A 15,829-nucleotide genomic window follows, 5' to 3' on the forward strand; every position below is an offset into this window, starting at 1 on the left:
TGGACGCGCCTGCCGTATACATTGGTTTATTTTTTAATAGAAAACCTTAAAACTTAATAGAATCGTGAAAAAAAATAAAACAATACAGTACAATAAAATAATAGAGTAATAAATGTTATATTTCTCTCTACTTACGATATTAGTAGCTGGTAATTGCAGTATTTTTTGGAGTATTAACTTTATTGTCATTCCAGGTTAAGCTTAATTTTAAATTTACGTATTTCGTTTCTAACTTCTCGTTATATAAAGTTTCTGTCTCTAATATATTACCCTTTATACCATATTCCTGGTTAGGAAATGTATATTGAGAATTGGTGTCTGAGTTTTCGCAATAAACATTAGTTAATTGCGGGAGTGCAACAAGCTTATCTTCATTAGTAACCATAAAATAGTAAGATTCTACTTGGGCACAACAAGATAAATATTCCACTTCCATCTTAATCACCTCAGAGACCCCTTCCAGACCAGGGTTCTCTAAGGTGGTGATAAAGATGTCCTCAAAAAGCTCAATATCATTGATAGAGAGAGTAGTTAAGTTTTCTGAAATTCCCCCCAAACGAACCAGATTAACAATGCAAGTTGGTTGTTCTGATCCATTCTCTTTAATTTCAGTAACTGCTGCGTACTCTTCTGTTTTCTGAAAACTTTGTGCTTTCATAAACTGAAATCCTAAAATTAGGATGAAAAAAACAATGATCTTTTTCATAACAGTATATTTTGAGGTTGATTATTTTGTACGAATTTATGTACTTAATCTAGTTGCGATGTTTAGGTTTTAGAATTCGTTGCCATCAATTTAGAATTCGTATAACTCATTACGGTTTTAACATAATTAGAAAAGAATTGTCTATCCTGCGTGATTTTTTATTGTTATTAGATTGTACACTTTTTACTTTTGTAGTATGATTGATAATTTCGAAAATGAGTTTTTTGGTATTGGGATTCAAAATGGGAAGACACCAGAGAATTTAGGAGTTCTGTGGAGAACTGCACAGAATATGGGAGCAAGCTATATATTTACGATAGGCAATCGCTATGCTAAACAAGCCTGTGATACGCATAATGCTGTAAAATCAATGCCTTACTTTCATTATGATACTTTTCAGGATTTTTATAATCATCTTCCTAAAGGAGCAATGCTGGTAGGTGTAGAATTAACAGAAAAAGCGGTTGCATTAGAAAGCTTTAATCACCCAAAGCGATGCGTATATTTGCTAGGGGCAGAAGATCATGGGTTGTCCAAGACTGCTATAGAAAAATCACATTTCTTAATTAAATTTACATCAGTGTTAAGTGTTAATGTGGCTGTAGCCGGTAGTATCGTGATGTATGATAGAGGCATAAATAAACCAAGATTTATTAGAGCTGTAGAGTAGTCTTTTTGGGGCGTGTTCCGTTTCAGACGGATCTGGCTATCCCGTGCTACATGGTAGCTTACTTCTATCCTTCACGCAAACAGAAGCATTTTTCGAATTATTGAGTTCTTTTTTAACTACATTTATACAATCCAATGTGGTTATATGATTAAAACCTTAGAAACAGCAATTGCAGCATTTAGTTCCTGGATATGGGATTGGCCTTTACTAACCCTTTTGATTGGTGGAGGACTATTTTTTTTGATATATTCTGGTTTTACACCTTTTTTATACTTCAGACATGCTATTAATATTCTTAGAGGAAAATATGATAATGAAAATGCTCCAGGACAATTAAGTCATTTTCAGGCATTATCATCGGCAATTGCCGCAACCGTAGGGATGGGAAATATTAGTGGAGTAGCAATTGCATTGGTTATGGGTGGTCCGGGAGCTATTTTCTGGATGTGGATCAGTGCATTGATTGGTATGGCGACTAAGTTTTATACGTGTACACTAGCGGTTATGTATAGATCCGAAAGTGAAGAAGGAACCACACTTAGTGGTCCGATGTATGTAATAACAGAAGGATTAGGAAAACGTTGGAAACCATTAGCTGTTTTCTTTGCATTAGCAGGATTGATAGGAACATTACCTGCTTTTACAGCAAATCAACTTACACAAACATTAGTGGATGTATTAGATTGGAGCGATAGCGATAAATTCTATATAGGTCTTGTTCTAGCTGTTATTGCATCTTTTGTAATTCTTGGGGGAATTAAAAGGATCGGTTTGGTTGCAAGTAAACTAGTACCTATTATGGTGATTTTATACTTCATCACAGTGTTTGCTATTCTGATATTACAAATTAATAAAGTACCTGAGATGTTTGTCTTAATTTTTTCTGATGCTTTCTCTGGCGAAGCCGCAGCAGGAGGTGCTTTAGGTTATTTAATTAAAACCGGTGTAAAACGAGCGGCTTTTTCTAACGAAGCTGGAATTGGTACTGCTCCGATGATGCATGGAACTGCCAAAACGAACGAACCCATTCGGGAGGGTTTAGTAGCTATGATTGGTCCAGCGATTGATACGTTGCTGGTCTGTACATTAACTGCATTGGCAATTTTATCAACGGGAGTGTGGCAACATTCTGATGGGAATGGGATTTCTTTGACATTACAAGCATTTAATTCGGTTTTACCATATGGAATAGGGGATGGTGTTGTAATAATTATGGTGCTAGTCTTTGCTTTTTCTACTTTGTTTTCTTACTCTTATTATGGAGTAACCTGTTTAGGATTTTTAACCAAGCCAAAATATGGAAAGTACTACAATTATATTTATATAGTATCTATAGTAGTCGCAGCAGTAGTCAAGATAGATTTTGCTATTAACTTAATTGACAGCGCATTTGCATTAATGGCAATTCCTACCGTTATTTCTGGTTTGTTATTAGCTCCTGAAGTTAATAAAAAAGCAAAGATTTACTTTCTTGAAATTAATTCTAAAAGAAAGTAAAATCTTGTTTCTAGTCTAATTAATTAATCGTAGACTACTTAAAATTCCTTTGAAGAAAACCGAAAATCACATTTTTTCGTATATATTTGAAATAACCTCAAAATATAAAATTATGAATAAGTTTTTCTACATCTTTGTGTTGTTCTTATTAACCGTTTCCACTTCTTGTGAAGAGTTAAATCGTTTAACTGTCTTCGAATTGGACTATGAATCGGATTTCACAGTTGCTTCCACTACTTTAATTGATATACCTATTAGTATAGAAACTCCACCGGTTCCGACAAATTCTGAGTCCGAGTTTGAAAACAATAATACGAGTAGCTCTTTAATAGAAAGTATTCAACTAAAAAGACTAAGGTTAATTGTTGAGAATCCGACGGATGGAGATTTTAATTTTTTACAAGAAGTACGTTTATTTATCGATGCAGAAGGCTTAGAAGAAACAGAAATAGCTTTTGCAGAAAATTTAGAAAACCAAGACCTTAAAGTTATTGAGTTGGAAACTACAGGTGTGGAACTGAAAGATTTTCTGAAGCAAGATTCTTTCACACTTCGTGCATCTACAACTATAGATGAAACTATAAATGAAGATCATAATATAAAGGTAGACTGCGTTTTTAGAGTGGATGCCAATATCTTAGGTCTTTAAAAAGAAATTTCAAGCGTGAAAAAGAATAATTTTTTTTCACGCTTTTTTAATCGAATACGTTAATATTCAAATTATTAGCCTGATCTTTTTTGATTAAATGTTAAGTTTAGAATGTTAATTATTTTCTAACAATAAATTCACTTCTTCTATTTTCTTGATGTTCTTCTTCTGTACAAGGAACACCATTAGCACATTTATTAATAAGCCGTCGCTCTCCGTAGGCTTTTCCTCTAATTCGCCTCCAATTAATTCCTCCATTACGAATAATATAGCGAACAGTGGCACGCATGCGTTTTACACTAAGTCTTTTATTGTACCAATAACTGGATCTACTATCTGTATGAGAACGAACCTCAATTTTTAGATTAGGATTTTGTTTCATAACAGCTATTACCTTTTGTAAATCAGCTTCTGCATCGGGTCTGATCTCATCAGTATCTAGATCAAAAAAGATAGTCCTTAGCTGTAATGGAGCTACAATATCATCTCCAATATTAACAGGCTCTGAAGTGGTAGATAATAATTTTTCTCTCTTAAAATCAATAGGAACCTTATTAGTTGTTTCATAAGTAGCTTTTGATCTAAAAATGATATCGTTAGGATTAAATCCTTCAATAGACGCTCTTATGATATATGTTTTGTCACAATCAACTTCAAAGCTATAAGAACCGTTATAATCAGATTTTATTTCGCTCACGATATTTCCATCAGTATCTATTAAAGATATTTCTACATTAGATAAAGGTTCTTTAGTTTCACTATCTGTGATGATACCCTTAATATATTCTTTGCAACTGGTAATTAATGCTGACGTTTGTCTAAAACTATAGATGTCATCATTGCCTTTTCCTCCCTTTCTATTACTGGCAAAATATCCTGTATTGTTTTCTTCATTTAGTACAAAAGAGAAATCATCTTTAGGGCTGTTTATTGGTTTGCCTACATTGAATACTTCGTAGCTACCATCTTCTTTGGAAATGGCTACAAAAACATCTAATCCGCCTAGTCCAACGTGTCCATCACTGGCAAAATACAATCGACCACTATCGCTTATGTAAGGAAAAGTCTCTCGGCCTTCTGTATTAATATCATCACCTAAGTTTTTTGGTTTTCCGTATTTTCCTCCGGGTAGAATGTCAACAACAAATAAATCAGACTTGCCTCTCGTTCCCCTCATATCACTGGCAAAATATAATTGCTTGCCATCTGGACTTAAGGCAGGATGAGAAATAGAATAATTATCGCTATTAAAAGATAATTCTGTAATATTGGACCACCTTTGGTTGGTTAGCGTAGCTTTATATAGTTTTAATAAAACCACACCTTTTCTATTCTTTCCGAGTTTGTTATTGGTAAAGTTATTTCTGGTGAAATATACTGTATTTCCATCTTTAGTAAAACTAGTAGAAGATTCATGAAACTTAGTGTTTATTTTACCCTTTAGTTTTTTTGGCTCCTCTGTAGATATATGATCTTCTTTGATAGTAGAAGAGAAAAGATCTAAAAAAGGCATTTGATTCCATTCATGAACTTTAGAATTCTTGCTTCGAGAAGAAGCAAATACAATTTGACCTTTATGATCAAAACTTGGTGCGTAATCAGAATATTCAGAGTTTATTGTTAATTTGTATAAATCATATTTCCCTGATTGCATTTCTATAAAATCCAGATAATCTCGTTTATTAATAAACGATTTTGCTCGTTTATCGTTTCCGGTAACAGCGTTAAATCTTTCCATAATAGCATCAGCATCATTATATCGCTCTGCACTTTTTAAACTTTGTGCATATCTAAATAAGTACTCGGGTTTTATTTCTTCAGAAAAGTTCGAAATTAATTTTTCATACCACTGTATAGATTCTTCTAGTTCTCCCGTGAAATAATAGGAGTCAGCTAGTTTCCTATATAGGTCATAAGAGGAATACCCTTGGTTAGCGACATTCAGGTAAATATCACGCGCATTAATATATGCCAATGCTTCAAAACTTTGATCAGCTTTAGCAAGTTGCTTGTTTCTATCTTGTCCAAAACAGGGATATGAGAACAATAGTAATACTATTGCAGATACACATAGATGTATATTGCAATATGTTTTCCAATAAGGTGAAAAAAAGAATGAATAGTTTCCCAAAATTATCCCAGTATTTTTAAAATAAATTATTTGTTTTCGTGGGGTTTTGAAAACGTACTGGAATTAAATTTACGAAAAATTAACAAAAGGTTAATTCTCTATATTGTTTTTTACTTTCTCTGGGTATCATTATGAGATCATCTTATCTATAGAATAATAGATATTTGGATAAATAATCCTTTGTAAGATTGGATAAACTTGTAGAATAATCAATTAACTTTGCATCAAAATATTATGTATGAGTCATAAAGCTGGTTTTGTAAATATTATAGGAAATCCTAATGTCGGAAAGTCCACTTTAATGAATGCTTTTGTTGGAGAAAGATTATCCATTATTACTTCTAAGGCGCAAACTACAAGGCATCGAATTCTTGGTATTGTAAATGGTGAAGATTTTCAGGTGATTTTATCGGACACTCCGGGGATTATTAAACCAGCATATGAGCTACAAGAATCCATGATGGGATTTGTGAAATCTGCTTTCGAAGATGCAGATGTTCTCATCTATATGGTAGAAATAGGAGAAAAAGAACTGAAAGACGAAGCATTTTTTAATAAGATCACGAATGCAAAGATTCCAGTATTTTTATTGTTAAATAAGATTGATCAATCTAATCAGGAACAATTAGAGGAGCAAGTGCAATTTTGGGCGGAGAAAGTACCTAATGCGGAATTGTATCCGATTTCAGCTTTAGAGAACTTCAACGTTAAAGAAGTATTTGGAAGAATCATTGAATTATTGCCTGATTCACCGCCTTTTTACCCGAAAGATCAGCTAACAGATAAGCCAGAACGTTTTTTCGTAAACGAAGCTATTCGCGAAAAAATCTTAATGCATTACAAAAAAGAAATTCCATATTCTGTAGAAGTTGAAACCGAAGAGTTTTTTGAGGATGAGAAAATTATAAGAATAAGATCGGTAATTATGGTAGAGCGTGATTCTCAGAAGGGAATTGTTATAGGCCATAAGGGTGCTGCGCTTAAAAGAGTTGGAGTAGAGGCTCGAAGAGAATTAGAGAAGTTTTTTGGAAAACAAATTCATATTGAGTTGTATGTAAAGGTTAATAAAAACTGGCGTAATAACGAACGTCAATTAAAACGATTTGGCTACAATCGATAATTTTAGGATTAAGATATTTAAAATTGAAAGACTTGTAAGATTTTTGTAAGTGTTTCAATTTTATTGTTTGTGGTAAAACTGTATTTTGAAGATAAAATACTGCATTTGAACGTTTTTGCATCTTTTTTTAATGCTTTTTTGAAGTGAATCCTCTAATTTAGCACTATTAACATATTTAAAACGCCCTAAAATATGATATAAACAATTACGCTATCTTCACACGTTTTTTAAGTAACGGCTTAACTTTAAAAATCAAATATTTTACTAGAGATTACCTTATTCGTACGGTCAAGGACTGCTGCGTGTTTTGGCATCCTCTGTATTTATTCAAGTAAAACCCAAAATAAATTAACCAGACTGAATTTTTTGAAATTCAAACGAAAAACAACTACACAATGTCAAAAACTACTAACAAGCTTAACTTGTTGAGCAGTAAAATCGGAGCAACTCCAATTGTTTCGTCTTTATTTGGCTTAACTATGATCGTCATTTTTATTATGACATCTGGATTTAAAGAAATTGATGATAAGAGTACAGTATCATCAGTATGTAATAACCCGTTATCGGATGCATTAGGATATAATGCATTTGTTAGATATAATACCACAGTCCACGGGGGAGATACCGAAGGCCCTATTGCACTAGGAGGAGATCTAACTATTGATGGGATTATTACATTAGCTGCTCAAACGGCAGGTTCTAACTTTTTCAATGGAGATGACCAAGCATCTTCATTAGTTGTAAACGGAAAAGTAATTTACAATTCTGGAGAAGGAATACATCTTAATCAAGGGTATGTGAAAGTAGGTGATTTGAATGGCTCATCAGTTTTTGATGTTGATTATAATAACGCTTCAGTAAATACCAGAATTACTTCAGGAAATTATGAATCAAAGCCTAGAGTACAGGTGCAGAGAAAACAAACTCAAAATTCAGTTACTCAAGCTAATTTAATTGATTTCGAAGCGGCTTTCGTATTATTTGAAGCAAAGTCAATTTCTTATAGTAATAAGCAGCCTAATGTAGTGGTAAGTAATGATAATAAAATCTTACTTGCTCAGAATGTTATTAATGTTTTAAATATTACGGGAACCGAGTTGCAAAACCTTCCTTATTTAACTTTTGAAAACAAACCTAATCAGGATACGCCATTAATTATTAATGTTGACGCATCTGGTGATTTCGAATGGAATATCTTAAACCTTACGGGAATAGGAGATCAGCAAGGAGCATTTATTATTTGGAACTTTTATAATAATTCCAGTCTAACATTAAAAGGTGGCTCAACAATTATAGGAAGTGTATTCGCTCCTAAGTCGGATATTATTAAGGATTCTTCTGGAAATATTAATGGACAAGTAATAGCGGCTAATTACGATCATATCCAAGGAGAATTGCATCAGCATATATTTAATTCTTGTACTGATGATGAAATAAGTTGTGAACTAACAGTTGATGCAGGAGAAGATGCAGAGTTTTGTGGAGAAGGAGAAGTAACACTTACAGCTACAATATCTGGAGAGTCAGAATGTGTTGATTGCACTGGAGAATATGGTGTAGAAAATACCAATAATTGCAAAAGAGATCAGGACTACGTAATGTGGTTAACAGATGGAGATAATCCAAGATGGTTTTCCAATGTAGATTTAGAGTGGAATGAATTAGCAGATGGTACAGCTACATTAACCGGGACGATTTTTGATCATACATTAACCCAAACGACATATGAAGTAAATGCTATATATTCTGGAAGAACAAGTACTACACCTGCAAATAGTCCTAAAGGTCATGAATGCAATAATGAAGATGAATCAGCATGGATTTATTATACAGGGTTAACAGGGACAGTAACAAGTACAGATGGATCCTGGTCGATTGATTTATCAAGAAGAGGACCTGCTTTTCAGTTAGGAAATGGGGCTAATGTAACCGAAACAGAATTGGGAAGATATGGAGCATGTGGATGGTTCGATACTACCGATGGTCAATATAATCGAGGAGATTTTAACTTTAATCTTGGAGATTGTGTTACTACCTCAACTAAAGGAGTTAGTTATTTATGGTCAACAGGAGAAACTACTTCATCAATTACTGTAAATCAAGGAGGCACATACACTGTAACAATAAAGGATTGTGAAAATTGCGAAGCTTCAGACGCTGTCGAAGTGATTATAAATGATGCGCCTGAGGTAAATGCTGGTGAGGATCAGGAAATATGTTTAGGTGATGATGTGACTTTAACTGCTACAACTAGTGATAATGAAAGTTGTGAGAGTTGTGTTGAGTATGGTATTGAAAATACTGATTTTTGTAATGGAGATGAGAATTATGTATTGTGGTTAAAAGGAGGAAGATTCTTTTCTAATGTTGATTTAGAATGGGATGAACTTGGAGATGGAACTGCTACGCTAAAAGGTACGGTGTTTGATTATACAAATACACAATCAAACTACGAAGTAGATGTAGTTTTTAGTGGAAGAACAAATACTACACCTGCAAATAGTCCTAAAGAACATGAATGTAATAACGAGGACGAATCTGGATGGGAATATTATACAGAATTTACAGGTACAATTTCTAGTGCAGATGGATCTTGGTCTACAAGTTTAACAAGAAGAGGTCCTGCATTCCAAATGGGTAATGGAGCTAATGTGACAGAAAAAGAACAAGGTAAGTTTGGAGCTTGTGGATGGTTTGATACTGATGATAGCGAATATTCTGTTGGAGATTTTAATTTTAATTTAGGAGATTGCATAACTTCAGAAACAAATAACACTTCTTTCCTATGGTCTACTGGAGAAACTACGGAAAGTATTACTGTCTCACCTGATGAAGATACTTTGTATTCTGTAACTGTAACAAATTGTAATGGATGTTCAGGTACAGATGAAGTAATGGTATTGGTTAAGTCTGCTGCAGTTGATGCTGGTGATGATCAAAATGTTTGTTTAGGAGAAACAATTACCTTATCAGCTACAGGAGAAGGTACTTTCTTATGGTCTACCGGAGAAACTACAGAAACGATTACTGTTACTCCAGCCGAGACTACTACATATACTGTTACGGCAACCAACGGAAGTTGTGAGGCTTCTGATTCTATAACCGTTGTTGTAAATGATCCTGTAATAGTTGATGCCGGAGAAGATCAGGAAATCTGTTTAGGCGAGGAAGTAACTCTTATAGCACAGGCTAGTGGTATAGAAAACTGCACGGATTGTACAGAATACGCTATTACTGGTACGGATTATTGCGCAGGAAATCACGACTTTGTTATTTGGATGACAAATGCAGATAGAAGTGATAAAAGATGGTACTCTAACGTCGATTTAGTATGGAAAGAAAATGAGGATGGAACAGCAACTTTAACAGGTACGGTTTTAGATTATACAGTAACTCAGGAAACATATGAATTGGATGTGACATATTCTGGCAGAACAACTATTGCGCCTACGAATAGTCCTAAAGAGCACGAATGTAACAATGAAAATGCAACCGGTTGGACGTATTATCCTGAAATGAACGGTACGATTACTAAAACTGATGGTTCAGAGGTGATTACGATTACAAGAAGAGGAGAAGCATTCCAGGTAGGGAATGGTGCTAATGTTTTCGAAACTGAAGAAGGTAAAAATGGCGCTTCTGGCTGGCTGAATGTAGTTGATGGTTATTTTGCATATGGAGATATCAACATCAATTTTGGTGATTGTATTACAACCGGAGCAGGAGAAGCAGGTTATTTATGGTCCACCGGAGAAACTACTCAAAGTATTACTGTATCACCAGAAGAAGATACAACATATACTGTAACTGTGACTGGCTGTACTGATTGCGTTGGCGAAGATGAAGTAACTGTAACTGTAGATTCCGCAACTGCAGATGCTGGAGATGATCAGGAGATTTGTACTGGAGACACGGCGACACTTTCAGTAGTTGGAAGTGGAGATATAGTATGGTCAACAGGAGCAACGACAGCTAGTATCGAAGTTTCTCCGCAAGAAACCACAACGTATAGCGTGACAGTTACTAACGGTATTTGTGAAGCTACTGACGAGGTAATTGTTGTGGTAGGTCCCGCAATTGCAGATGCTGGAGATGATCAGGAGATTTGTACTGGAGATACAGCAACACTTTCAGTAGTTGGAGATGGCGATATAGTGTGGTCAACTGGAGCAACGACTGCTAGTATCGAAGTTTCCCCACAAGAAACAACAACATATAGTGTGACAGTTACTAACGGTAATTGCGAAGCTGCTGATACAGTAATAGTTATAGTGAACTCTGTAACTGCTGATGCAGGAGAAGATAAAACTATAGCTGCAGGAGAAACAGTTACCCTTACTGCAACAGGTGGTGATACGTACTTATGGTCAACAGGAGAAACTACAGCAACTATTGATGTTTCTCCAGAAGAAACAACAACCTATAGTGTTACAGTATCTGCAAACGGATGTTTTGCGATAGACGATGTTATTGTTTTTGTAGAAGGCTGTACGCTTACTGCAGATGCAGGAGACGATCAGGAAATCTGTTTAGGAGAAGAGGTAGTACTTACCGTTCAAGGTGAAGGAGATATTTTATGGTCCACAGGAGAAACTACTGCTAGTATTATGGTTTCGCCAGAAAGCACTACTACATATTCAGTGATTGTAACAAGTGGAAACTGTGAAGCAATGGATGAGGTAACAGTAGGTGTAACCATAGTAGAAGTTAGTGCAGGTAGAGATAAGTTTTTATGCGAAGGATTTGGAGAAGAAGTAACGCTGAGATCCTCTCCAGGGGATAGTTATTTATGGTCTACGGGTGAGACTACAAGAGCTATTGTTGTTTCTCCGGCAATTACAACAGAATACACGTTAATATTGACGGTAGGAGGTTGTAATGATACTGATAAGGTAACTGTTTTTGTAGAAAATTGCGATGAAAGTATAGTAGCATCGAGTGTATATCCTACTGTGTTAAAATCAGGAGAAACACTTACTGTAGACGTAATGTCTAAAAAGGATCAGAATGTTTACGTATCCTTTTATAGTATGTCTGGTTCTGAAATGATTCCGACAGCTAAAAATGTCATTCAAAAAGGTAAAACATCACTGACTTTTGATATGATTGGATCGATACCTTCTGGAATGTATTTGGTAAAAATAAATAAAGAAGAAGGTACTGAATACAAAAAGATTATTATAAAATAATAAACATTCAGAAATGATATTTTTAAAACTGCCTGGAAATTTCTTTCAGGCAGTTTTTTTATGAAAGAATAAATTATTTATAATTTATTCTTTTCGTAACATTAAGGATATACTCATTATTGATTTTTGATAGCTAATTCAAATCAAATTAATAATGAAAATCTCTAATAAAATTGTTGTAGTTTTTGCTGTAATAAGCATGTTTATTTCTTGTAATTCTGATGATGATATTGTTATAAATCCTATTGACACAGCTGAATTAAGTTTTGAAAAAATAGGAACCTTTAGTAATGGTATGGGTGAAGAAGGATTTGCCGAGATTTCGGCATTCGACCCTATTACTAATAAGTTGTTTATTGTGAATCCTAATGATACCGAAATTTCAGTTTGGGATTTATCTAATCCGGCAACTCCAATACCAGGTACAGATATAACAGTGAATGGAGTGCCAAATAGTGTAGCTGTTTCTAATGGAGTAGTGGCAGTTGCCTTAGAAAACGCAGCCAATAAACAGGCTAACGGAACTATAGCAACTTACAGTTCTGATAATCAATCTTTATTAAATATATATGATGCCGGAGCGCTACCAGATATGGTAACTTTTAGCCCAGATGGTAAATTTATCGTAGTAGCTAATGAAGGTGAACCAGATGATTTGTATGCAAATGATCCAGAGGGATCTGTTACTATTATAGAGGTGGCTTCTGGACAAACAACGAATGCTGGGTTTACTGCTTTTAATGGTCAAACTATAGGTAATGATTTTAGAGTTTTTGGAAAAGGAGCTACTTTGGCACAAGATGTAGAGCCAGAATATATTGCTATTTCAGATGATTCTAAAACTGCATATATTTCATTACAAGAAAATAACGGATTAGCGGTGGTAGATCTAGATACTAAAGTAGTTACGAATATCATTGGGCTTGGATTAAAAGACCACGAACTACCTCAGAACCAATTAGATGCTAGTAATAGAGATGATTTCTCTGGAAACTTTAAGAATTGGCCGGTATTTGGAATGTATCAACCGGATGCAATAGATTTTGTGTCTATTAGTGGTGTGGATTATATCATATCTGCAAATGAAGGAGATGCTAGAGATTATGATGGGTTCTCTGAAGAAGAAAGGGTAAAGGATTTGGTTTTAGATCCAATCGCATTTCCTGATGCTACAACTTTGCAATTGGATGAGAACTTAGGAAGATTAAAAACTACAACTGCAAAAGGAGATACTGATGGAGATGGAGATTACGACGAGATATATGTATACGGAGGTAGATCCTTTACAATTTGGAGTACATCAGGAAGTATAATATATGATAGCGGAGATTTTATCGGTAAAAAAACTTTTGAGTTAGAACCGTTATTGTTTAATAACGACGAAGGAGAGGTAGATGGTCGATCTGATGATAAAGGAGCAGAACCGGAAGCGGTAGAAACTTTAAAAATAGGCGATAAAACATTGCTTTTTGTTGGTTTAGAAAGAACAGGAGGTACAATGGTATTCGATATCTCGAAACCTGCGAACCCAATATTTCTAGATTGGATGGTAGATACTACAGATGTCGGGCCAGAAGGATTAATAGCAATAAAAGCTGCAGATAGTCCAACGGGAAATGATTTAGTGATTATAACACATGAGGTTTCTAATACTATAGCGATTTATGAGATCAAATAATCGTCCATAAAAAGTTTGATGTTTTACAGTAACCGATATATCTGTATTTGTTTTTATCTTTGAAGTAAGTAATTATTTCACTGACTGACTATCAATTATGAAAAAGTTCAACAGGTTGATGCGCTGACCTTTGAACTTTTTCGTTTTTTAATACCCTCCCTTTTATTTTATTTGCCTCATATTCAAACTTCAATAGTTTAGGTAGAATAAAAAGACTAATTTTGCACAAATTTTAGAATTTAGGATAATGAGTAATATAGTGGCAATTGTAGGGAGACCTAATGTAGGAAAATCTACATTCTTTAATAGATTGATTCAGAGAAGAGAAGCAATCGTAGATGCGGTAAGTGGAGTTACTCGTGATCGTCACTATGGAAAGAGTGATTGGAATGGTAAGGAATTCTCACTTATAGATACAGGTGGTTATGTAGTAGGAAGTGATGATATTTTTGAAGCAGAGATAGATAAACAGGTAGAGCTTGCAATTGATGAAGCGGATGCTATCATTTTTATGGTAGATGTAGAATCTGGTGTTACTGGTATGGACGAAGAAGTTGCTAACTTACTACGTAAAGTGAATAAGCCAGTTTTTTTAGCTATCAATAAAGTTGATAATGGTAAAAGAGCGGAAAATGCCGTAGAGTTTTATAGCCTGGGGCTTGGAGAATATTATACTATAGCAAGTATTAACGGAAGTGGTACAGGAGAACTTTTGGATGCTTTGGTAGAAGCATTACCAGAAGTAGAAGAAGTAGAGGAAACTGAACTACCTCGTTTTGCAGTGGTAGGAAGACCCAATGCAGGAAAATCTTCATTTATTAATGCGCTGATAGGAGAGGATCGATATATTGTTACAGATATAGCGGGAACGACTCGAGATTCTATTGATACTAAATATAACCGTTTTGGCTTTGAGTTTAATTTGGTTGATACGGCGGGAATAAGACGTAAAGCGAAGGTTAAAGAAGACCTGGAATTTTACTCGGTAATGAGATCTGTGCGGGCAATAGAACATAGTGATGTATGTTTAGTAGTAGTAGATGCAAGTAGAGGTTTTGATGCTCAGGTCCAAAATATATTTTGGTTAGCGGAACGTAACCGCAAAGGGATTGTGATTCTTGTAAATAAATGGGATTTAATCGAAAATAAGGAAAGTAATACCTTAAAGGATTTTGAAAAACATATTCGTAAACAAATTGAACCGTTTACAGATGTTCCAATTGTATTTATTTCGGTATTAACGAAACAACGTATTTTTAAAGCGATAGAAACAGCTGTAGAAGTGTTTAAAAACCGCTCTAAAAAGATCAAAACTAGTGTGATGAACGACACTATGTTACCTATTATAGAGAGAAATCCTCCACCAGCATATAAAGGTAAGTATGTGAAAATTAAATACTGTATGCAATTGCCTACACCTCAGCCGCAATTTGCATTTTTCTGTAATTTACCGCAATATGTAAGAGAGCCTTATAAAAGATATTTAGAAAATCAATTACGTAAAGAATTTGATTTTCATGGAGTGCCAGTAGCAGTGTATTTTAGGAAGAAATAGAAATCTTTATAATGAAAAAACCACTTTTGATCATACTGGTGTTATTGGTCTTCGTTGTATCGGGAATCAGCTTTTTAGTTTCTAGAGCCAGAAAGAAAATGTTTACTGATTATGTTCGTATGGATCAAAAATTAGAGCAAATAGCGTATCCTTTAGAAAAAGAAAATGATTCGTTGTTGCAATTGATTACAGATCCGGACATGTGGCACAAAGCTCAAGAGGTTAGTTTTTTAACGAAAGATTTTAAAAAATATCTGGAATCAGTAAAACTAGAAATGTTAGGAGAAAAAGATTCGGAAAATTATGAGCTGATGGATCAACCTAATAACATGTTTTTTACCGAAAATGGGTTATCTCAAAAAGGAAAAGAGTTTATTACGAGAACCAATGAGCTTAGGGAGAATCTTATTGCGTTAGTAGAAACTCCAAGACTAAAAACCAAAATAAATAATACTTTAAGTACTGGCCAAGTGCGTGATAGGGATGGTAGAAGGAGGAATTGGTTAGAAGTTAACTTTAAAGATTTCCCCTTAATAGCCAGCATCAAAAAGCTTACTCGGATGCAATCGGATGTTTCTAAGATTGAAGCCAGTATTTATAGAAATTACCTTATGACAAGGTAATAATTAGATTG

The 15,829-nt window shown here is 34.5% G+C and carries 10 protein-coding genes; 8 read left to right on the forward strand and 2 right to left on the reverse strand.

Annotated features, from left to right (window positions below):
- Nucleotides 1–139 precede the first annotated feature (139 nt).
- Nucleotides 140–706, reverse strand: a complete 567-nt coding sequence (locus tag D1818_RS17995; protein ID WP_118460392.1) for a hypothetical protein — start codon at nt 704–706, stop codon at nt 140–142.
- Between the two features lie 196 nt (nt 707–902).
- Between D1818_RS17995 and D1818_RS18000 the strand changes: the two genes are divergently transcribed.
- From D1818_RS18000 to D1818_RS18010, 3 genes are all read left to right on the forward strand, one after another.
- On the forward strand, nt 903–1,376 hold the full coding sequence (locus D1818_RS18000; RefSeq protein ID WP_118460394.1) for an RNA methyltransferase: 474 nt from the start codon (nt 903–905) through the stop codon (nt 1,374–1,376).
- 144 nt (nt 1,377–1,520) lie between these two features.
- Nucleotides 1,521–2,873, forward strand: a complete 1,353-nt coding sequence (locus D1818_RS18005; RefSeq protein WP_118460396.1) for a sodium:alanine symporter family protein — start codon at nt 1,521–1,523, stop codon at nt 2,871–2,873.
- Between the two features lie 112 nt (nt 2,874–2,985).
- Nucleotides 2,986–3,522 carry a hypothetical protein gene (locus tag D1818_RS18010; RefSeq protein WP_118460399.1) on the forward strand — a complete coding sequence of 179 codons (537 nt, stop codon included), beginning with the start codon at nt 2,986–2,988 and terminating at the stop codon, nt 3,520–3,522.
- Between the two features lie 118 nt (nt 3,523–3,640).
- Here D1818_RS18010 and D1818_RS18015 read toward each other — a convergent pair whose 3' ends face one another.
- Nucleotides 3,641–5,653 carry an OmpA family protein gene (locus D1818_RS18015; RefSeq protein WP_233558477.1) on the reverse strand — a complete coding sequence of 671 codons (2,013 nt, stop codon included), beginning with the start codon at nt 5,651–5,653 and terminating at the stop codon, nt 3,641–3,643.
- Between the two features lie 238 nt (nt 5,654–5,891).
- Between D1818_RS18015 and era the strand changes: the two genes are divergently transcribed.
- From era to D1818_RS18040, 5 genes are all read left to right on the forward strand, one after another.
- Nucleotides 5,892–6,773, forward strand: a complete 882-nt coding sequence (gene era / locus D1818_RS18020) for a GTPase Era (RefSeq protein ID WP_118460401.1) — start codon at nt 5,892–5,894, stop codon at nt 6,771–6,773.
- A gap of 395 nt (nt 6,774–7,168) precedes the next feature.
- Entirely contained in the window at nt 7,169–11,962 is a 4,794-nt protein-coding gene (locus D1818_RS18025; RefSeq protein ID WP_118460403.1) for a collagen-binding domain-containing protein, read from the forward strand.
- A 154-nt stretch (nt 11,963–12,116) separates the two neighbouring features.
- Nucleotides 12,117–13,640, forward strand: a complete 1,524-nt coding sequence (locus D1818_RS18030; protein WP_118460405.1) for a choice-of-anchor I family protein — start codon at nt 12,117–12,119, stop codon at nt 13,638–13,640.
- Nucleotides 13,641–13,887: 247 nt separating this feature from the next.
- Nucleotides 13,888–15,195 carry a ribosome biogenesis GTPase Der gene (gene der, locus D1818_RS18035; protein WP_118460407.1) on the forward strand — a complete coding sequence of 436 codons (1,308 nt, stop codon included), beginning with the start codon at nt 13,888–13,890 and terminating at the stop codon, nt 15,193–15,195.
- 11 nt (nt 15,196–15,206) lie between these two features.
- Nucleotides 15,207–15,818 (forward strand): hypothetical protein, encoded by a 612-nt coding sequence (locus D1818_RS18040; protein ID WP_118460409.1) that lies wholly within the window; start codon nt 15,207–15,209, stop codon nt 15,816–15,818.
- Nucleotides 15,819–15,829: the final 11 nt, after the last annotated feature.

Source organism: Aquimarina sp. BL5, assembly GCF_003443675.1.
In the GTDB taxonomy this organism is placed as follows: Bacteria; Bacteroidota; Bacteroidia; order Flavobacteriales; family Flavobacteriaceae; genus Aquimarina.